The following is a 17,994-nucleotide window of genomic DNA, read 5'->3' as shown; positions in this document are numbered from 1 at the left end:
CCTAGTTTCCAATAGCAAAGGTCAGAGTACCGCTTGCTGCAAGCTTACCATCTACTTCTGCCTTCGCTTCTACTACGGCGATTGTGCCACGACGTTTGACAAAAGTTGCTGTCATGACAAGCTGATCACCAGGAACAACTTGTTTCTTAAACTTAACCTTATCCATGCCAGCATAGAAGACAAGTTTCCCTTTGTTTTCAGGTTTAGACAATTCCAAAACACCTGCTGTCTGAGCCAAGGCTTCCATAATGAGGACTCCAGGCATAACTGGGTATTGAGGAAAATGACCATTGAAGAAAGGTTCGTTAATCGTTACATTTTTAATGGCAACAATTGTATCTTCACTAACTTCTAAGACACGATCTACTAAGAGCATGGGATAACGGTGTGGCAAAGCTTCTTTAATTCCTTGAATATTAATCATTTGATACGTACCAAGCCTTTCCCGAACTCAACCATTTCTTCATTTTCAACCAGAATTTCTGTTACAACACCATCTTTAGGTGCTGGGATTTCGTTCATGACCTTCATAGCTTCGATGATGACCAGGGTTTGGCCTTTTTTAACCGTATCACCGACTGAAACAAAATTAGGTTTGTCTGGTCCGGCAGCCAAGTATGCAACTCCGACAAGTGGACTTTCTACAAGATCCCCTTCGGCTACAGATTCACCAGCACCTGATTCTGAAACTGCTTCTACAACTGGAGCTACAGTTTGGGTTTGTGGTGCAACTGTAGATTCAGTTGCTGAAACCGCTGGTTGAGGTGCTGGACTTGTTTCTGAAATAAGTTTTGCTTCATTCTTACTGAAAAGCAACTCATCCGTTCCATTTTTATAAGAAAATTCTCTCAAGCTTGACTGGTCAAATTGTGCCATCAAGTCTTTGATTTCATTTAAATTCATCTTTACTTATTCTCCCAACGTTTGAAAGCAAGAACTGCATTATGCCCACCAAATCCAAAGGTATTTGAGATAGCATAAGGAATTTCACGTTCCAAGCCTTGTCCATAAATAACGTTTGCTTCAATGTAGTCTGACAATTCTGTAGTTCCAGCTGTCATCGGTACATAGTTGTTACGGATTGCTTCAATTGTTGCAATAGCCTCAACTGCACCTGCTGCACCAAGTAAGTGACCTGTAAATGACTTCGTTGACGATACAGGTACTTCCTTACCAAGAACAGCTACGATTGCTCCACTTTCTCCTTTTTCATTAGCAGGAGTTGAAGTACCGTGAGCATTAACATAAGCTACTTGATCTGGAGTAATCTCTGCTTCATCCAAGGCAAGTTTAATAGCTTTAATAGCTCCTTGGCCCTCTGGATGTGGAGAAGTCATATGGTAGGCATCACAAGTGTTACCGTAACCCACAACTTCAGCCAAGATAGTTGCTCCACGTTTTTCAGCGTGTTCTAAGCTCTCAAGTACTAGCATACCTGATCCTTCTCCCATGACAAATCCATTACGATCTTTGTCAAATGGAATAGAAGCACGCGTTGGATCCTCTGTTGTTGAAAGAGCTGTCAAAGCTTGGAAACCAGCAATCGCAAATGGAGTAATAGAAGATTCTGATCCACCAACGAGCATGATGTCTTGGAAACCAAATTTGATAGAGCGGAAGGCATCTCCAATAGCATCATTTGATGAAGCACAAGCTGTATTGACAGATTTACAGATACCATTGGCACCAAAGCGCATAGCAACATTCCCTGCCGCCATATTCGGCAAAGCTTTTGGAAGTGTCAATGGTTTTACACGTTTTGGTCCTTTTTCGTGAAGGCGAAGGACTTGGTCTTCGATTTCTCTGATTCCACCGATACCTGATGCAACGATGACACCAAAGCGATCTTTATCAACCGACTCTACATCAAGATTTGCATTGTTGACTGCTTCTTGAGCTGCATACAAGGCATACAAAGAATAATCATCGAAACGATTAGTATCTTTTTTTACAAAATATTTGTCAAAAGGAAAATCGTTAATCTCCGCTGCATTATGGACGTCGAAAGCACTGTGATCAAACTTGGTAATTTCACCAATTCCAATTTTTCCGTTCTTTAGACTGTTCCAAAATTCCTCTGGTGTGTTTCCTATTGGAGATGTTAATCCATAACCTGTTACTACTACACGATTTAGTTTCATTTTCATACCTCTATTTTAACTCTTATTGCATGGTAAGTCCACCATCAATTGCGATGACTTGTCCCGTTAGATAATCTTGGCTTGCAAGAAAGGCTGTGACCTCTGCGACTTGCTCTGCTTGGCCAAATTGTTTCATCGGAATTTGTGCCAACATGGCATCTTTTACCTTATCAGATAGAACTGCAGTCATATCTGATTCAATCATTCCTGGAGCAATAGCATTGACACGTACATTACGGTTGGCAACCTCACGCGCTACCGACTTGGTAAATCCAATCAGACCTGCCTTAGAAGCAGCGTAGTTCGCTTGACCGATATTCCCCATCAAACCAACAACACTAGACATATTGATAATGGCACCCTCACGAGCTTTTATCATCTGCTTCAAGACTGCTTGTGTCATATTAAAAGCACCCGTTAGATTGACTTTCAAGACCTTTTCAAAATCTTCTTCTGTCATCTTAAGCATAAGAGTATCTTGAGTAATCCCAGCATTATTAACGAGGACGTCTACTGAACCCAACTCCTCAATCGCTTGTTCCACCATGCGTTTTGCATCTGCAAAGTCAGAAACATCACCAGAAATCGTAAGAACTTTCACCCCGTACGGTTTAAACTCGTCTAGAAGTTCCTCGGAGATCTCACCACGACTATTCAAGACAACGTTGGCCCCAAAGCTGGCAAATTTATGAGCAATGGCAAGACCAATCCCTCTACTTGAGCCTGTAATAAAGACATTTTTCTGTTCTAGTTTCATTTTTCTCCTTTCAGAACTTCTATCACTCTTCTCTAATTTTCTAAGAATGCTAGCAAACTTGCTTGATCTTCCACATTAGCAAGTTGAGCAGTTTTATCAATCTTTTTAACAAATCCTGACAAGACTTTCCCAGGACCAATCTCGATAAAACGAGTCACCCCAGCTTCTTGCATAAGAGCAACACTCTCATAAAAACGTACAGGTTCCTTAACTTGACGCGTTAAGAGTTCTGCAATTCGGTCTTTTTCCATAACCTTTGCTTCTGTATTGCCAACAAGAGAACAAGCAAAGTCACTAAACTCAACTTCTGTCAGGGCTTGAGCTAATTTTTGACTAGCCGCTTCCAATAAAGCTGTATGGAAAGGTCCAGAAACATTTAGGGGAATCAAACGTTTTGCCCCTGCTTCTTGCAAGAGTTCAACTGCTCTATCCACTGCATCTACCTCACCACCAATAACAATTTGACTTGGAGTGTTGTAGTTAGCTGGAGTCACAACACCAAGTTGAGAAGCTTCTTGACAAGCTTGCTCAATAACTTCAACCGGTGTGTTGAGCACAGCTACCATTTTCCCTGACCCCGCAGGTGCTGCTTCTTCCATATAAGCCCCACGCTTAGCAACTAGAGCCACTGCATCCTCGAAATCCAAAGCACCACTTGCTACAAGGGCAGAATATTCGCCAAGAGATAGACCAGCAACCATATCTGGTTGATAACCTTTCTCTTTTAGTAGTCGGTAAATGGCAACGGATGTAGCTAAAATAGCTGGTTGCGTGTAACGAGTCTGATTTAGCTTCGTTTCATCGTTATCAATCAAGTCACGAAGATCATAACCTAAGACTTGGCTAGCTTGGTCGATTGTTTCCTTGACGATAGCATATTGGTCATATAGCTCACGTCCCATTCCAAGGTACTGGGCTCCTTGACCTGCAAATAGAAAGGCTGTTTTAGTCATTTCTTGTAACTCCTGCCCAACGAGCGGCTTCTTTTTGAATTTTCTCAGCTGCACCATAGTAGATATCTTTTAAAATTTCTTCAACTGTTTCTTCTTTAGATACCAAACCAGCAATTTGACCGGCCATCACTGAACCACCATCCACATCACCATGGACAACAGCCTTGGCCAAAGCTCCTGCACCCATTTGTTCGAAAATCTCTAAATCTGGATTTTCTTGTTTAAAGGCATCTTTTTCAGCTTGTTCGAAATCACGAGTCAATTGATTTTTGATAGCACGAACTGCGTGTCCAAAATGCTGTGCTGAAATGGTTGTATCAATATCACGAGCTTTTAAAATTTTAGCTTTATAGTTTGGATGAGCATTTGATTCTTTAGCAACTACAAAACGAGTTCCTACTTGCACAGCTTCCGCACCAAGCATAAATCCAGCAGCAGCTCCCTCACCGTCTGCGATACCACCTGCAGCGATAACAGGAATTGAAACAGCCGCCGCAACTTGACGAACCAAGGTCATGGTTGTTAATTTACCAATGTGTCCACCGGCTTCCATACCTTCACAAATGACAGCATCTGCACCGATTTTTTCCATACGTTTAGCCAAAGCTACGCTAGGAACTACAGGAATAACGGTGATTCCTGCTTCATGAAATCGCTCCATATATTTACTTGGGTTCCCTGCACCAGTTGTGACTACCTTAACCCCTTCTTCAATCACAAGGTCAACAATATCATCAACAAATGGAGACAAGAGCATGATATTGACACCAAAAGGCTTGTCTGTTAAAGATTTAATCTTATCGATGTTGGCTTTAACCACTTCTTTAGGTGCGTTTCCTCCACCAATGATTCCGAGACCACCAGCTTTTGAAACAGCTCCAGCCAAATCGCCATCTGCTACCCAGGCCATTCCACCTTGGAAGATAGGATATTTAATATTTAATAATTCAGTGATACGTGTTTTCATATTGCCTCCATAAGTCTTGCTTACGTAATAGTTCGACTTTATTATAATTTGACGGTCAAACTATTACCTAAACAAGAGGGAGCGGGTCTCCCCTACTCCTTCTTCATTTATTCTAATTATTTAGTTTGCTCTTCAACGTAAGCAACCAAGTCGCCAACTGTTTTCAAGTTGTCTTCAGCTTCGATTTGGATATCAAAAGCGTCTTCGATTTCTGAGATTACTTGGAACAAGTCCAATGAATCTGCATCCAAATCATCAAAAGTAGATTCAAGTGTTACTTCTGATGCATCTTTTCCAAGTTCTTCAACGATAATTTCTTGTACTTTTTCAAATACTGCCATGATAGACTCCTTTAAAATAAATAGTTTTTTTATAACAATGTGATCACCACATGATTACCTAAATTGTAACAATAAGTGTGCCCCATGTCAAACCTCCACCGAAACCTGACAAGAGAACTTTTTGGCTACCATCCAAATGGATGAGCCCTTCTTCTACACACTCAGAAAGTAAAATCGGGATACTTGCCGCACTGGTATTTCCATATTTCATCATATTAGCAGGAAGCTTGTCACGATCGACACCGATTTTTCTAGCCATCTTATCTAAAATTCGAATATTAGCTTGATGAAGCAAGAGATAATCGAGTTCATCTGCTGATATTGGACTTTTTTCGATGGTCTGTTTAATAGATTTAGCCACGTCTCGAATTGCAAAGTCAAAAACTGCTCTCCCATCCATTTTCAAGAAAACATCTGGTTCTTCTTGAATCGAAAATGGTGAAATCAATCCTGTCAGTCCATAAGTGAGACACTCACCACGAGAACCATCGCTATTGAGACTTTCAGCTAAGAAATGTTTTTGGTCACTTGCCTCAAGTAGTACACCACCAGCTCCATCTCCAAACAAGACAGCTGTTGAGCGGTCAGACCAATCCAAAGATTTTGACATGGTCTCACTACCGATAACCAGACCCTTGCGATATGTTCCTGAAGAAATGAACTTTTCTGCAGTTGATAGGGCAAAAACAAATCCACTACAAGCGGCTGTTAAATCATAGGCAAAAGCCTTATGAGCGCCAATCTTTGCCTGAACACGAGCTGCGGTTGATGGCATCATCGAGTCAGGTGTCATAGTCGCTATAATGATGAAATCTAGCTCTTCAGCAGAAATCCCTGCCTTCTCTAGAAGTTGTTTTGCAACCTCTGTAGCCAAATCTCCTGTTGATTCTGACTTGGAAATATGACGTTCTTTAATCCCTGTTCGACTTGAGATCCATTCATCACTCGTATCCATGACCTGAGCCAAGTCTTCGTTAGTGATAATCTGCTCTGGAGCATAATGAGCGACCTGGCTTATTTTTGCAAAAGCCATTACTTCAAATCCTCCAAAAAGTGATAAAGATTAGTTAACCCTTTACCCATAACACTCATTTCTTCAGGACTCATGCCCTCGATAATTCTTTCGACCATGGCCTTATGGAAACGTTTATGGAGACGATGTACGAGGCGACCTTTCTTTGTCAAATGCAGATGCACTACACGACGATCTTGATCTGAACGGATACGTTCGATATATCCTTTTCTCTCTAAATTGTTTAAACTCGTTGTCACAGTCCCTAGAGTTACCATCAACTCTTTGGATACTTGACTTGGAGTCACTTCTGGATACTTACCGATAACATCAATCGTGTGCATTTCTTTGATAGAGATGTCTTTGAAACGACTACCTCGCAAACTTACTTCCTCGATCACTAGGACGTTGTTAAAAATTGATGTTAAATAGTCATTGACTTGTTGGTAGTCCATTTCTCTTCCCTCCTTTATCAAAAAAAGTTTAATAATCAAAACATTTGACAAGAAAAGTATATCAAACTTCAAAGAATAGTGCAAGTATTTTTTATTTCCCGACAAATTTTGGACGTCTTCTCTCAGAATGTGCACGAACACCTTCTTTAAAATCTTCCGTATAGGATAGTGATTTTTGTAGTTCCAATTCAAGTTGAGCATATTCATGCCACTGCTTGAATTCACTTTCCCAAACAAGTTTCTTAATCGCAGCATAGGAATTTGAAGAGCCACGTCTCAACTTCTTCAACAATTGTTCTCTAGTTTTTTCTAATTGTTCACTAGTACATAGACGATATAGAGCTCCTGCCTCCATTGCCTTTTCAGCGGTGAAAGCTTCTCCTGTCATAGCTAATTGAGTTGCTCTAGTTGCACCGAGCGATCTTGTCAGCAAGAATAAGCCACCCGCGTCAGGAGCCAATCCTACACCTACAAAAGCCTGGATAAATTTAGACTTGTCAGATGCGATGCAGAAATCAACTGCCAAGGCCATATTGGCTGCAGCTCCAGCAACTGCTCCATCCACCTCCATGATAACAGGCTTAGGAATCTGTTTAATCTTATAAGAAATAGTATTGACCAATTCAGCAATTCGGGTTAAGGAATCAATATCATCCTCATCGACAGCACGTTTCATTTCAACTAAATCGCCACCGACAGAAAACACCTTACCAGCAGCATTGATGAGAACAAATGAAACAGAATCGTCTTTTTCAGCTAATTCCAGTGCTTCTAAAATTTCTTCACACATAGGAATATGGAAACCATTTGCCACCTCGGGACGATTTAAAGTAATCACCGCTAAATCGTCTTGAATTTGAAAGATAATATGATTCATAGCCACTCCTTTAATTTAAAAAGCTGATTAAATTATTTTATCTTCAAAGTATATCTTTTTCTTTTTAGTTATACAAGTAAAAATTGTATAAAAGTGTATCAGCCGATTTTTTAAGGGTATTTTCTATACTAAAAATAACTAAGTTAAGCTAATCATGTCCAGACCTCTAATAAGATGTAGCCTTTCCTATTGCAGATTGAAAAAAGACCTTCTTTCTGCTATAATCGTATAAAATACTAACTGAGGAGTTCTTATGAAGGTTGTAAAATTTGGAGGAAGTTCACTTGCCTCTGCTAACCAGTTGAAAAAGGTTCTAAACATTGTAAAAAGTGACCCTGAACGTCGTTTTGTGGTTGTATCTGCACCAGGAAAGCGTGATTCTGAGGATACCAAGGTTACGGATGCTTTGATTAAATATTATCGTGATTATGTAGCTGGAAATGATATCAGTGCTAGCCAAAATTGGATTATCGATCGTTACGCTGCAATGGTTAGCGAACTCGGGCTTAAACCTGCTGTTTTAGAACGAATCTCTAAAAGCATCCGAACTCTCGCTACCCTTCCAATTGAAAACAATGAATTTCTTTACGATACCTTCCTTGCTGCAGGGGAAAATAACAACGCTAAACTCATTGCAGCTTACTTTAACCAAAATGGATTAGAAGCTCGCTATGTTCATCCACGAGAGGCTGGTATTGTTGTAACAAGCGAACCTGGAAATGCTCGTATCATTCCTTCAAGTTATGACAAAATTGAAGAACTCAATAATGGCACAGAAGTTCTAGTTATCCCAGGATTCTTTGGCGTGACCAAGGAAGATCAAATCTGTACCTTCTCTCGTGGTGGATCTGATATTACTGGTTCAATTATCGCAGCTGGAGTTAAAGCTGACCTTTATGAAAACTTTACTGATGTTGACGGAATTTTTGCTGCCCACCCTGGTATCATTCACAAGCCACACTCAATCCCTGAATTGACTTACCGTGAAATGCGGGAATTGGCCTATGCAGGTTTCTCTGTACTACATGACGAAGCACTCCTTCCAGCCTACCGCGGGAAAATCCCTCTTGTTATCAAAAATACCAATAATCCTGACCATCCAGGTACTCGCATCGTTCTGAAACACAGCAGTGATGAATTCCCAGTAGTGGGGATTGCTGGTGATTCTGGTTTTGTCAGCATCAATATGTCCAAGTACCTCATGAACCGCGAAGTTGGTTTTGGTCGTAAAGTACTTCAAATTCTAGAAGACCTGAATATTGGTTGGGAACACATGCCTACAGGTATCGATGACCTTTCTATCATCCTTCGTGAGCGTGAGCTTACACCAATCAAAGAGGAAGAAATCCTCCGTCAACTTGTTCAAAAAGCTGAGGTCGACCACGCTGAAATCGAACATGACCTCTCTATTATCATGATTGTTGGTGAAAAAATGAAGCGTCACATCGGGGTAACTGCTACAGCTACTCGTGCTCTATCAGAAAATAAGATCAACATTCAAATGATGTCTCAAGGTTCGAGCGAAGTTTCTATCATGTTCGTTGTTCAAAAAGACCAAGAAAAAGCTGCTCTTAAGGCTCTCTACCAAGCATTTTTCGGTGAAAGTAAGGAAGACTAAACATGGCACAATCTCTTAATAAAGTCGTTGACTTACAAACTACTGGAACTTCTTACCTCTCTATACAAGGAAAAGTTGGAAAATTTCTGGTAGGAGACCAAGCCTTGGAGTTTTACTCAGATCGCAATATTGAGGATTATATTCAAATCCCATGGTCTAGCGTTAATCAAATCGGAGCCAATGTTTCAGGCCGTAAGGTTAGTCGTCATTTTGAAGTTTTTACAGACCAAGGAAAATTCCTCTTTGCCTCAAAAGACTCCGGAAAAATTCTTAAAATTGCTCGGGAAAAAATCGGAAATGAAAAGGTTGTGAAGCTTCCAACCTTACTCCAAATCATCGGTCGTAAAATCAAAAATCTATTTGCAAAAAAATAGAAAGTTTAGTATAATCATAGAAACGGATAAGTAGGTTATCCTCTTCTTCCAGAAAGTCTGCGGATGCTGCGAGCAGATAGGAGAGATAGGTGAAATTCTACCGTTGTTTTAAATCAAATACAGAATCAAGTGCACACCTGTGAAGTTGGATGGAACCGTGGCTCTGCCACTCCAACGCTTTGTCAGGTGTGCTTTTTTCATAAAGGAGTTTATATGCTAGATATCAAACGTATTCGTACAGACTTTGATGCTGTCGCAGAAAAATTGGCTACACGTGGTGTAGATGCTGCTATCTTGAACGAGATGAAAGAAATCGATGCTAAACGTCGTGACATCTTGGTTAAGGTTGAAACCCTCAAGGCAGAGCGTAACACGGTTTCTGCTGAAATTGCTCAAGCTAAGCGCAACAAGGAAAATGCAGATGACAAGATTGCTGCCATGCAAAACCTATCTGCCGAAGTCAAAGCACTCGATGCAGAATTAGCTGAAATCGATGCTAAATTGACAGAATTTACCACTACTCTTCCAAACATCCCAGCTGACAGTGTTCCTATTGGGGCAGACGAAGATGATAACGTAGAAGTTCGCCGTTGGGGAACTCCTCGTGAGTTTGACTTTGAACCAAAAGCCCACTGGGATCTCGGAGAAGACCTCGGTATTCTTGACTGGGAACGTGGTGGAAAAGTCACTGGAGCTCGTTTCCTCTTCTATAAAGGCCTCGGAGCTCGTTTAGAACGTGCCATCTACAACTTTATGCTAGATGAGCATGGTAAGGAAGGTTATACTGAAGTCATCACCCCTTACATGGTTAACCATGATTCTATGTTTGGTACTGGCCAATATCCAAAATTTAAGGAAGATACTTTTGAGATCAGCGATACCAACTATGTCCTCATTCCTACAGCTGAAGTACCTTTGACTAACTACTACCGTGATGAAATCATTGATGGTAAGGAACTGCCAATCTACTTTACTGCTATGAGTCCATCATTCCGTTCTGAAGCTGGTTCTGCTGGTCGCGATACTCGCGGTTTGATTCGTTTGCACCAATTCCACAAGGTAGAAATGGTGAAATTTGCCAAGCCTGAAGAGTCATACGAAGAACTAGAAAAGATGACAGCTAACGCTGAAAACATCCTTCAAAAACTCAACTTGCCATACCGTGTAGTTGCTCTTTCTACAGGAGATATGGGCTTCTCAGCTGCTAAGACTTACGACTTGGAAGTTTGGATCCCAGCACAAAATACCTACCGTGAAATCTCAAGCTGTTCAAATACAGAAGATTTCCAAGCACGTCGTGCCCAAATCCGTTATCGTGACGAAGCAGATGGTAAGGTTAAACTTCTCCACACCTTGAACGGTTCTGGACTTGCTGTTGGACGTACCGTTGCTGCTATTCTTGAAAACTATCAAAACGAAGATGGTTCTGTTACTATTCCTGAAGTCCTTCGTCCATACATGGGTGGAGCTGAAGTTATCAAACCATAACATTTTCAGATAAAAAAAAGAGGAAGCTGAGCTCCCTCTTTTTAAGTGATTCAAAAGAAACAGGTAGAAATTGTGATTTCTACCTGTTTTTATTTATTAGTAACCACCCATCATTGATGGATCCATAGCTGGTGCTGGTGCTACCGGTTCTGGTTTGTTAGCCACAACGGCTTCTGTTGTTAGAATCAAACTTGCTACTGAAGCTGCATTTTGAAGGGCTGAACGGCTAACCTTAACAGGATCGATAATACCTGCTTCAATCATGTTAACCCATTCACCTGTCGCAGCGTTGAAGCCTGTACCAGCTTCTGCATTTTTCAAACGATCGATAACGATTGAGCCTTCATAGCCTGCATTGTAGGCAATTTGGCGAACCGGCTCTTCCAAGGCACGAAGAACAATGCTACGTCCTGTTGCTTCATCTCCTGTCAATTCTAAAGCTTCAACGGCTGGAATAACATTCACTAAGGCAGTACCACCACCTGCAACAATACCTTCTTCTACTGCTGCACGAGTAGCGTTAAGGGCATCTTCGATACGGAGTTTCATCTCTTTCAACTCTGTTTCGGTTGCAGCTCCGACCTTGATGACTGCAACGCCACCAGACAATTTAGCCAAGCGCTCTTGGAGTTTTTCACGGTCGAATTCTGAAGTTGTGGTTTCGATTTGTGATTTGATCACAGCCACACGGTTAGCAATTGCTTCAGGATTTCCTGCACCTTCAACAATAACTGTGCTATCTTTATCTACAGATACTTTAGCTGCTTGACCTAAAGCTTCGATAGTAGCATCTTTTAGCTCAAGACCAAGATCTTCTGTGATAACAGTTCCACCTGTCAAGATTGCGATATCTTCAAGCATAGCTTTACGTCGGTCACCAAATCCTGGTGCCTTAACAGCAACTACGTTGAAAGTTCCACGAATCTTGTTCAAAACAAGAGTTGGCAAAGCTTCACCATCAACATCATCTGCAATAATCAAGAGCGGACGACTGCTTTGAAGAATACTTTCTAGAAGTGGCAAGATTTCTTGGATATTTGAAATCTTCTTGTCTGTGATTAAAATGTATGGATTTTCAAGGTCTGCAACCATTTTTTCATTATCAGTAACCATGTATTGTGAGAGGTAACCACGGTCAAACTGCATTCCCTCAACCACTTCAAGCTCGGTTTCCATACCACGTGATTCTTCAATAGTGATAACTCCATCTTTACCAACTTTTTCCATTGCTTCAGAGATGTATTCACCAACTTTTTCAGAACGAGATGATACTGCAGCGACCTGAGCGATAGCTTCTTTATTTGCTACTGGAATAGCATTGTTCTTCAAGGCTTCAACGGCTGCAGCGACCGCAGCTTCAATCCCACGGCGAATACCAATTGGATTTGCGCCAGCAGTAACGTTTTTGATTCCTTCACGGACGATAGCCTGAGTCAATACTGTTGCAGTAGTTGTCCCATCACCAGCGATATCATTGGTTTTAGAAGCTACTTCTGATACCAATTTGGCACCCATATTTTCAAAATGGTCTTCCAATTCGATTTCTTTAGCGATTGTCACCCCATCATTGGTAATCAATGGTGAACCAAATGATTTTTCAAGAACAACGTTACGGCCTTTAGGTCCCAAGGTCACTTTAACAGTATCAGCTAGGATATCAACGCCACGGACCATTGCTGAGCGTGCATCAGATGAAAATTTAATCTCTTTTGACATACTTATTTCCTCCTATTATTCTTCCACAATTGCTAAGATGTTAGCCTCACCAACGATGACATATTTTTCATCACCATCTTTGACTTCAATACCCGCATGAGCTTCGACTAAAACTTGATCTCCAACTTTTACACTTGGAGCAACTAGTTCACCGCTCAAGGTACGAACACCTTGTCCAATAGCTACTACTTTAGCTGTTTTTGTTTTTTCTTGGGCTGATCCTGCAAGGACAAAGCCACCAACTGTTTGTTCTTTTTCTTCAATTTTCAAGACCACGCGGTCTCCTAATGGTTTCAACATCTGCTTTCCTCCATAAGATAATCATATTATTAGCACTCTTTGCATACGAGTGCTAAACCATAGTTCTATTGTATCACTTAGTCAGAAATAGTCAAGAAAAAAGTCTGATTTATAGCATAAAAAAGAGAGTAGGACAGAAATCGGTAATTCGTTAGAATTCGATTTCGTCGTCCCACCTCCGCACAGTTGAGTAGAACTGTAAAAGCTGATGAAATCAGCGTAGTAGAGGCCACTCAACCACTGCGTCTTGCTCGACAATCCAAAGACAATTGAGAGGCTAGGACTTTTGTCCCAGCCTCCTATCATTTTAAAAAGGTAGTTCCTCCTCTTCCAAAACCAGATCTGCTAAGTCTTGGCCTGCATTATTTTCACGCATAGCACGTTGGGCACGACTTTCTAAAAGCTGAAAGCCTGTAGCGAGAACTTCGGTCACATAGTTGGTCTGACCATTCTTCTCGAACTTACGGGTACGAAGCTCCCCATCCACAGAAATAAGACTGCCTTTGCTTGCATAGCTAGCCAAGGTTTCAGCAAGTTTGCCCCAGACAACAATATTGATGAAGTCCGCTTCACGCTCCCCGTTTTGATCCTTGAAACGACGGTTAATAGCAATCGTCGCACGAGCCACTGACTTGTCGTTGTTAGTTTTGTGCAATTCTGGTGTAGACGTCAAGCGTCCAATCATGATAACTTTATTATACATTTTTTCATCCTCCTACTTATCTATTCGAAGGAAAATAAAAAAAGTTACAAGATTTGTAACTTTTTTAAATAACATTAATCTCTATGAATCATAAACCCAGTTGCTTGTTGATTGGCCATAATCGTCATATCTGTGATTTGCACACGACGAGGTTGACTGGTCACATAAACCACAGCATCAGCGATGTCTTGCGCCTGTAAGGCTTCGAGTCCCTGATAGACCGTCGCCGCCCGTGCCTCATCTCCATGAAAACGAACTTTAGAAAAATCAGTTTCTACAATACCAGGCTGAATAGTGGTCACCTTGATATTTGTCGCAATGGTGTCAATCCGAAGCCCGTCTGAAAAAGTTTTGACTGCAGCCTTGGTTGCTGAATAGACCGCTGCTCCAGCATAGGCATAAATCCCTGCAGTAGATCCCATATTGATGATATGCCCTTGATTAGCTACTACCATGGAAGGCAAGAGACAGCGCGTAACTGCCATCAAACCCTTGACATTGGTATCCAGCATAGTCAACATATCCAACTCTTCATAATTTTGATAAGGAGCTAGACCCAAAGCAAGTCCGGCGTTATTGACCAAGATATCAATCTGACCTACAGTCTCTAGAATTTCTGAGCAAACAGTCTTTACCATGTTCATATCTGTTACATCTAACGGAAAGGTCCAGACCTTTTGATTTGGAAAGACTTCTGCGAATTCAGTCTTTAAAGCTTCGAGTCTTTCTGTTCGACGTCCTGTGAGGACAATATTCTCACCTTTTTCAAGATAAGCACGCGCAATTGCTTCACCAATACCTGATGTTGCACCTGTAATGACTACATTTTTTGCCATCTTATTTCCCTCTGTCAAAGATTATAAATCACTTTTAGTGATTAAGCAGTCCAGTGCTTAGCTGGGTCAAAGGGTGTTCCAACTACCTGGTCGTCTGACAATTCAATGACCCCACGTTTTTGGGGAGCATTTGGCAAGGCAAGTTCACGAGGACTACACATCATACCAAAACTCTTTTCCCCACGAAGTTCCCCTGGGAAAATGAGATTGCCTTTTGGCATCATGGCTCCAGGAAGAGCAATAATGGTTTTCAAACCGACACGCGCATTGGGAGCACCAGCAACGATTTGTACTGTCTTGTCATTCCCAACAGCAACTTGGCAGATATTGAGGTGGTCACTATCTGGATGCGCAACCATTTCTACAATCTCACCAACCACAAATTTGGGTTCCTTGTCATTGATGATTTCTTCAGTAAATCCTTCTTCTTGCAATTCTTGGTTCAAACGAGCTACTTGCTCGTCAGTTAAAAAGACTTGCCCGCGCTCAGAGATTTCAAACATGCTAGAAACTTCAAAAATGTTCCAAGCGACAGTCTCACCAGTTTCTTTTAGGAAAACACGCGCTACATTACCTTTACGCTCAACATCTAGTTTGGCATCTCCACTGTTTTTCACGATGACCATAAGTACATCGCCGACATGTTCTTTATTATATGTAAAAATCATTCTTTTCTCCTATTTCAAACTTGCTAAAAAGTCATTGATTTGCCCCTTGGTTTTACGGTCACGATTGACAAAACGTCCAATCTCCTTGTCCTTGTCTAAAACAACAAGACTTGGAATCCCGTATACATCCCAAAGTTTAGCAAGTTCCATGTACTCATCTCGGTCTACCCGTATAAAAGTGAACTCTGGATTTGCCTCTTCAATCTCTGGCAAGGCAGGATAGATATAACGGCAATCGCCACACCAATCCGCAACAAAAAGGAAGACCTTCTTGCCATCCTGCTCTACTAGATTTGCTAATTCTTCTATATTTTTAGGAGAAATCATAAGGCCTCCTCCTCGTAGATGAGATCTTCATCTTCATAGACAAAGGTATAGTGACGACCATCTTCAAAAATGACACCACCAACAAGACGTTCTAGGCTACTTTCGTATACTTGGACATAGAGAGTCCCAATCTCACCCATTTCTGAGAAATAGTCACGCACAATAGCCGTTAACTCTCCCTGTGTCTTCATGAGTTTGTGATCATCAGCTACTTTCTTAGCACCAAAGGCAAGTGCTCCAAGCCCTGCCACGACTAAACCTGTTTTAATAATATTTTTCGTTTTCATGCTAACATTGTAACACAAAAAGGCTCAAGGAACAATGAAAAAGAGAGTGGGACAGAAATCGGTAATTCGTTAGAATTCGATTTCGTCGTCCCACCTCCGCACAGTTGAGTAGGGCTGTAAAAGCTGATGAAATCAGCGTAGTAGAGCCCACTCAACCACTGCGTCTTGCTCGACAATCCAAAGACAATTGAGAGGCTAGGACTTTTGTCCCAGCCTCCTTTCTAATTTCTAAAAATTAATAATTTCTCTCGCCATACAAACCTTCTGGTAAATCATGGAATCCCTTGCCTGCCTTGAAATTTTCAAATTTACCTAGTAAGAACTGGTAGGCATCCAAGCGACTCTCGTAGCGAATCATGGCATCTTTAGCGCGCTCATCTTGATCTTCTTCATAGACCTTTTGGCTTTCCTTAAGAGCCATATCGTTGATCATAATCTGGGTATTAACCCAGGCTTCAAATTCCTTCATAAATTCTTGCTCGTAACTCATTTTTTCTCCTTATTCTAATCCACGGAAAAAGTCTGTATCAATCTCACGGTAGGGTTGGATGTCCTGAACATATTCCAAAACTCCTTGAAACTCTCCTGCTTGATCGTGGACAGCTACGTAGGTAACATGGACAAACTTTCCACGTGATTCTGACTTGAACCACATCTCGTACTTGTCTTTTTTCCCTTCACGAAGACCTTGCATAATGGCTTTGACCTTCTCCAAATATTTTGGTGGATGGCATAGTTCGACATTTCGTCCAACCTGAGACGGTGCCCGCTTGAAAATCATTTCATCTGCTGGCGTATTATCGTTATAATACTGGAAGATATCATCCTTATTAACAAAGGTAATCTCCATCGGCAAATGATTAAGGATAAGATTCGCCTGTTCAACTGAGAGATAGCCATTGCCAAAAGCCTGCTGGCTATTGCGATCTAGCACCGTTTCCTTTTCCTTTTCCTTTGGTGTAAAGGTGATAGTAAACTGACCTTCTGGTATATCGATCACTTGCTGAACTTGTCCATCTACAGTTTCTGGCTGAGTTGGTTCTTCTACACTTTTTTCCTCAACAAAACTTTGACGTTCAGGAACCCATTTCTCAGACGGACGGATAATAGCATATCCATAGGCATCACTTTCCTCAGCAATCTGAATCCAGTCATCCTGGGTAAAGGATTCAAGCAGAATCATGAGAAGGATTGATTCCTCCTTAAAAATCATACTCTCAAACTCTGTCGCAAACGCTTCAAAAGCTTCCTTTACAGCGGAAATTGGCACTTCTGGGAGCGACTTAGTTGCTACTAAGGCTGTTTGAAAGAGGTCCCTAATCTGATCATCCACTCCCCACATAACTTTGGGAGGTGAATCATGGCCATAACGTTCCATGATAGGAAAGAAGAGCTCTTCCTTGCGCTGGTAGTGAATATCAAATTGACCAACAAGCCCCATCTGACGTACCAAGCCTTTGCGCATCTCAACCAGCATTTCCTCATCGTCCACAGATTCATAAGTCGAGAGCAATCTACGGACCCGAATCAAAGCAGCACGGAGGGCTAAATTTTCATCCTTAAAAACACGCACAGGGTGACCAGGATGTTCGGTGTCCTCAACTTCGACACCCTTAACAGCATTCTTAAAGAGATTGGCATGCACATCACAGAGTTCCATGACATCTTCAAAGGTAACGCCTGAGTCAGAGTTCATCAACTCATGCTCCATAAGTGAAATCTCAATAGCAGATACACCTGTAAAAGTAGCATCAAATCGTTCCTGAACGGACTCCGGAGAGGCTCCATTATGCAATTCTAATAAAATATCCCGCAGGATATGAATACGTTCATCTGTCATTAGTCTAACCCGATCACTTCGTAACCATTTGCTTCAAGCGTACGCACAATCTTATCCATAGGAGTCCCTTCAAGCTTTGAGCCTTGTTTGAGCGAAACTTTTCGCCCTACAGTATTACGCATCAAGGGATTTGCAAGAGGTTTAAAACCAAGCTCAACCAAAATATCTAAAACTTCTGGATGTTTATCCACCACTTCCGCAACTGGAATTGATACGTCAATAATATTATCCATCACAACCTCCATTCTGTTTTCACACAGGATTTTCTTTTTTCATTATACCACAAGGGCTAGGATAAAAAAACTAGCAGTACGAGCCTACTAGTTTCTTCCTA

Annotated in this window: 23 protein-coding genes; 3 read left to right on the top strand and 20 right to left on the bottom strand. The window is 41.4% G+C overall.

Annotated elements, in window-relative coordinates; all coding sequences use genetic code 11:
- Nucleotide 1 precedes the first annotated feature (1 nt).
- The 10 genes from fabZ to ACXYSM_RS01065 form a co-directional block, all read right to left on the bottom strand.
- Nucleotides 2–424 carry a 3-hydroxyacyl-ACP dehydratase FabZ gene (gene fabZ, locus ACXYSM_RS01110; protein WP_414294453.1) on the bottom strand — a complete coding sequence of 141 codons (423 nt, stop codon included), beginning with the start codon at nt 422–424 and terminating at the stop codon, nt 2–4.
- Nucleotides 421–903 carry an acetyl-CoA carboxylase biotin carboxyl carrier protein gene (gene accB, locus ACXYSM_RS01105; RefSeq protein WP_458634038.1) on the bottom strand — a complete coding sequence of 161 codons (483 nt, stop codon included), beginning with the start codon at nt 901–903 and terminating at the stop codon, nt 421–423. The genes fabZ and accB overlap by 4 nt, the downstream gene beginning before the upstream one ends.
- A gap of 2 nt (nt 904–905) precedes the next feature.
- Entirely contained in the window at nt 906–2,141 is a 1,236-nt protein-coding gene (fabF, locus tag ACXYSM_RS01100; RefSeq protein ID WP_458634037.1) for a beta-ketoacyl-ACP synthase II, read from the bottom strand.
- Between the two features lie 22 nt (nt 2,142–2,163).
- Complete coding sequence (gene fabG, locus ACXYSM_RS01095) at nt 2,164–2,898, bottom strand: 3-oxoacyl-[acyl-carrier-protein] reductase (RefSeq protein WP_458634036.1); 735 nt, start codon at nt 2,896–2,898, stop codon at nt 2,164–2,166.
- Between the two features lie 32 nt (nt 2,899–2,930).
- Nucleotides 2,931–3,851: an ACP S-malonyltransferase gene (fabD, locus tag ACXYSM_RS01090; protein ID WP_458634035.1), complete on the bottom strand. Its 921-nt coding sequence runs from the start codon at nt 3,849–3,851 to the stop codon at nt 2,931–2,933.
- Entirely contained in the window at nt 3,844–4,818 is a 975-nt protein-coding gene (fabK, locus tag ACXYSM_RS01085) for an enoyl-[acyl-carrier-protein] reductase FabK (RefSeq protein ID WP_004251880.1), read from the bottom strand. Before fabK ends, fabD begins: the two co-directional genes overlap by 8 nt.
- 116 nt (nt 4,819–4,934) lie before the next feature.
- Nucleotides 4,935–5,159 carry an acyl carrier protein gene (locus ACXYSM_RS01080; RefSeq protein WP_000257840.1) on the bottom strand — a complete coding sequence of 75 codons (225 nt, stop codon included), beginning with the start codon at nt 5,157–5,159 and terminating at the stop codon, nt 4,935–4,937.
- A 58-nt stretch (nt 5,160–5,217) separates the two neighbouring features.
- Nucleotides 5,218–6,192: a beta-ketoacyl-ACP synthase III gene (locus tag ACXYSM_RS01075; RefSeq protein WP_458634034.1), complete on the bottom strand. Its 975-nt coding sequence runs from the start codon at nt 6,190–6,192 to the stop codon at nt 5,218–5,220.
- A complete protein-coding gene (gene fabT / locus ACXYSM_RS01070) occupies nt 6,192–6,626 on the bottom strand; it encodes a fatty acid biosynthesis transcriptional regulator FabT (protein WP_458634033.1) in 435 nt (144 codons plus the stop codon). Before fabT ends, ACXYSM_RS01075 begins: the two co-directional genes overlap by 1 nt.
- Nucleotides 6,627–6,717: 91 nt before the next feature.
- On the bottom strand, nt 6,718–7,503 hold the full coding sequence (locus tag ACXYSM_RS01065) for an enoyl-CoA hydratase (RefSeq protein ID WP_373074958.1): 786 nt from the start codon (nt 7,501–7,503) through the stop codon (nt 6,718–6,720).
- Between the two features lie 253 nt (nt 7,504–7,756).
- Between ACXYSM_RS01065 and ACXYSM_RS01060 the strand changes: the two genes are divergently transcribed.
- From ACXYSM_RS01060 to serS, 3 genes are all read left to right on the top strand, one after another.
- Nucleotides 7,757–9,121: an aspartate kinase gene (locus ACXYSM_RS01060; protein WP_458634032.1), complete on the top strand. Its 1,365-nt coding sequence runs from the start codon at nt 7,757–7,759 to the stop codon at nt 9,119–9,121.
- A gap of 2 nt (nt 9,122–9,123) precedes the next feature.
- A complete protein-coding gene (locus ACXYSM_RS01055) occupies nt 9,124–9,495 on the top strand; it encodes a DUF956 family protein (RefSeq protein ID WP_004251868.1) in 372 nt (123 codons plus the stop codon).
- A gap of 213 nt (nt 9,496–9,708) precedes the next feature.
- Nucleotides 9,709–10,983, top strand: coding sequence for a serine--tRNA ligase (gene serS / locus ACXYSM_RS01050; protein ID WP_458634031.1), 1,275 nt, complete (start codon nt 9,709–9,711; stop codon nt 10,981–10,983).
- A 96-nt stretch (nt 10,984–11,079) separates the two neighbouring features.
- Here serS and groL read toward each other — a convergent pair whose 3' ends face one another.
- From groL to ACXYSM_RS01000, 10 genes are all read right to left on the bottom strand, one after another.
- A complete protein-coding gene (gene groL / locus ACXYSM_RS01045; protein WP_303404160.1) occupies nt 11,080–12,699 on the bottom strand; it encodes a chaperonin GroEL in 1,620 nt (539 codons plus the stop codon).
- Between the two features lie 15 nt (nt 12,700–12,714).
- The gene (gene groES / locus ACXYSM_RS01040) at nt 12,715–12,999 is read right to left on the bottom strand and encodes a co-chaperone GroES (RefSeq protein ID WP_000917314.1); all 285 of its coding nucleotides are present in this window, start codon (nt 12,997–12,999) and stop codon (nt 12,715–12,717) included.
- Between the two features lie 307 nt (nt 13,000–13,306).
- Nucleotides 13,307–13,702, bottom strand: a complete 396-nt coding sequence (locus tag ACXYSM_RS01035; protein WP_075566369.1) for a single-stranded DNA-binding protein — start codon at nt 13,700–13,702, stop codon at nt 13,307–13,309.
- A 74-nt stretch (nt 13,703–13,776) separates the two neighbouring features.
- Nucleotides 13,777–14,538 carry an SDR family NAD(P)-dependent oxidoreductase gene (locus ACXYSM_RS01030; RefSeq protein WP_458634030.1) on the bottom strand — a complete coding sequence of 254 codons (762 nt, stop codon included), beginning with the start codon at nt 14,536–14,538 and terminating at the stop codon, nt 13,777–13,779.
- A gap of 41 nt (nt 14,539–14,579) precedes the next feature.
- Nucleotides 14,580–15,206 carry a YtpR family tRNA-binding protein gene (gene ytpR, locus ACXYSM_RS01025; protein WP_458634029.1) on the bottom strand — a complete coding sequence of 209 codons (627 nt, stop codon included), beginning with the start codon at nt 15,204–15,206 and terminating at the stop codon, nt 14,580–14,582.
- 9 nt (nt 15,207–15,215) lie between these two features.
- A complete protein-coding gene (locus ACXYSM_RS01020) occupies nt 15,216–15,533 on the bottom strand; it encodes a thioredoxin family protein (protein WP_006144978.1) in 318 nt (105 codons plus the stop codon).
- Complete coding sequence (locus ACXYSM_RS01015; protein WP_458634028.1) at nt 15,530–15,820, bottom strand: DUF4651 domain-containing protein; 291 nt, start codon at nt 15,818–15,820, stop codon at nt 15,530–15,532. The genes ACXYSM_RS01020 and ACXYSM_RS01015 overlap by 4 nt, the downstream gene beginning before the upstream one ends.
- Before the next feature lie 235 nt (nt 15,821–16,055).
- Nucleotides 16,056–16,310: a DUF1912 family protein gene (locus tag ACXYSM_RS01010; RefSeq protein ID WP_458634027.1), complete on the bottom strand. Its 255-nt coding sequence runs from the start codon at nt 16,308–16,310 to the stop codon at nt 16,056–16,058.
- Between the two features lie 9 nt (nt 16,311–16,319).
- Nucleotides 16,320–17,660 carry a DUF438 domain-containing protein gene (locus tag ACXYSM_RS01005; protein WP_458634026.1) on the bottom strand — a complete coding sequence of 447 codons (1,341 nt, stop codon included), beginning with the start codon at nt 17,658–17,660 and terminating at the stop codon, nt 16,320–16,322.
- Complete coding sequence (locus tag ACXYSM_RS01000) at nt 17,660–17,893, bottom strand: DUF1858 domain-containing protein (RefSeq protein ID WP_000368732.1); 234 nt, start codon at nt 17,891–17,893, stop codon at nt 17,660–17,662. The genes ACXYSM_RS01005 and ACXYSM_RS01000 overlap by 1 nt, the downstream gene beginning before the upstream one ends.
- Nucleotides 17,894–17,994 lie beyond the last annotated feature (101 nt).

The sequence above is a fragment of the Streptococcus sp. V940 genome (assembly GCF_054353495.1).
The sequence above is the reverse complement of the archived record's forward strand: the minus strand, read 5'-3'. Positions and strand labels throughout refer to the sequence as shown.

What these genes read in the sequence shown, in the direction of transcription:
- fabZ (WP_414294453.1), bottom strand. Translation starts at nt 424, where the DNA reads ATGATTAATATTCAAGGAATTAAAGAAGCTTTGCCACACCGTTATCCC.
- accB (WP_458634038.1), bottom strand. Translation starts at nt 903, where the DNA reads ATGAATTTAAATGAAATCAAAGACTTGATGGCACAATTTGACCAGTCA.
- fabF (WP_458634037.1), bottom strand. Translation starts at nt 2,141, where the DNA reads ATGAAACTAAATCGTGTAGTAGTAACAGGTTATGGATTAACATCTCCA.
- fabG (WP_458634036.1), bottom strand. Translation starts at nt 2,898, where the DNA reads ATGAAACTAGAACAGAAAAATGTCTTTATTACAGGCTCAAGTAGAGGG.
- fabD (WP_458634035.1), bottom strand. Translation starts at nt 3,851, where the DNA reads ATGACTAAAACAGCCTTTCTATTTGCAGGTCAAGGAGCCCAGTACCTT.
- fabK (WP_004251880.1), bottom strand. Translation starts at nt 4,818, where the DNA reads ATGAAAACACGTATCACTGAATTATTAAATATTAAATATCCTATCTTC.
- ACXYSM_RS01080 (WP_000257840.1), bottom strand. Translation starts at nt 5,159, where the DNA reads ATGGCAGTATTTGAAAAAGTACAAGAAATTATCGTTGAAGAACTTGGA.
- ACXYSM_RS01075 (WP_458634034.1), bottom strand. Translation starts at nt 6,192, where the DNA reads ATGGCTTTTGCAAAAATAAGCCAGGTCGCTCATTATGCTCCAGAGCAG.
- fabT (WP_458634033.1), bottom strand. Translation starts at nt 6,626, where the DNA reads ATGGACTACCAACAAGTCAATGACTATTTAACATCAATTTTTAACAAC.
- ACXYSM_RS01065 (WP_373074958.1), bottom strand. Translation starts at nt 7,503, where the DNA reads ATGAATCATATTATCTTTCAAATTCAAGACGATTTAGCGGTGATTACT.
- ACXYSM_RS01060 (WP_458634032.1), top strand. Translation starts at nt 7,757, where the DNA reads ATGAAGGTTGTAAAATTTGGAGGAAGTTCACTTGCCTCTGCTAACCAG.
- ACXYSM_RS01055 (WP_004251868.1), top strand. Translation starts at nt 9,124, where the DNA reads ATGGCACAATCTCTTAATAAAGTCGTTGACTTACAAACTACTGGAACT.
- serS (WP_458634031.1), top strand. Translation starts at nt 9,709, where the DNA reads ATGCTAGATATCAAACGTATTCGTACAGACTTTGATGCTGTCGCAGAA.
- groL (WP_303404160.1), bottom strand. Translation starts at nt 12,699, where the DNA reads ATGTCAAAAGAGATTAAATTTTCATCTGATGCACGCTCAGCAATGGTC.
- groES (WP_000917314.1), bottom strand. Translation starts at nt 12,999, where the DNA reads ATGTTGAAACCATTAGGAGACCGCGTGGTCTTGAAAATTGAAGAAAAA.
- ACXYSM_RS01035 (WP_075566369.1), bottom strand. Translation starts at nt 13,702, where the DNA reads ATGTATAATAAAGTTATCATGATTGGACGCTTGACGTCTACACCAGAA.
- ACXYSM_RS01030 (WP_458634030.1), bottom strand. Translation starts at nt 14,538, where the DNA reads ATGGCAAAAAATGTAGTCATTACAGGTGCAACATCAGGTATTGGTGAA.
- ytpR (WP_458634029.1), bottom strand. Translation starts at nt 15,206, where the DNA reads ATGATTTTTACATATAATAAAGAACATGTCGGCGATGTACTTATGGTC.
- ACXYSM_RS01020 (WP_006144978.1), bottom strand. Translation starts at nt 15,533, where the DNA reads ATGATTTCTCCTAAAAATATAGAAGAATTAGCAAATCTAGTAGAGCAG.
- ACXYSM_RS01015 (WP_458634028.1), bottom strand. Translation starts at nt 15,820, where the DNA reads ATGAAAACGAAAAATATTATTAAAACAGGTTTAGTCGTGGCAGGGCTT.
- ACXYSM_RS01010 (WP_458634027.1), bottom strand. Translation starts at nt 16,310, where the DNA reads ATGAGTTACGAGCAAGAATTTATGAAGGAATTTGAAGCCTGGGTTAAT.
- ACXYSM_RS01005 (WP_458634026.1), bottom strand. Translation starts at nt 17,660, where the DNA reads ATGACAGATGAACGTATTCATATCCTGCGGGATATTTTATTAGAATTG.
- ACXYSM_RS01000 (WP_000368732.1), bottom strand. Translation starts at nt 17,893, where the DNA reads ATGGATAATATTATTGACGTATCAATTCCAGTTGCGGAAGTGGTGGAT.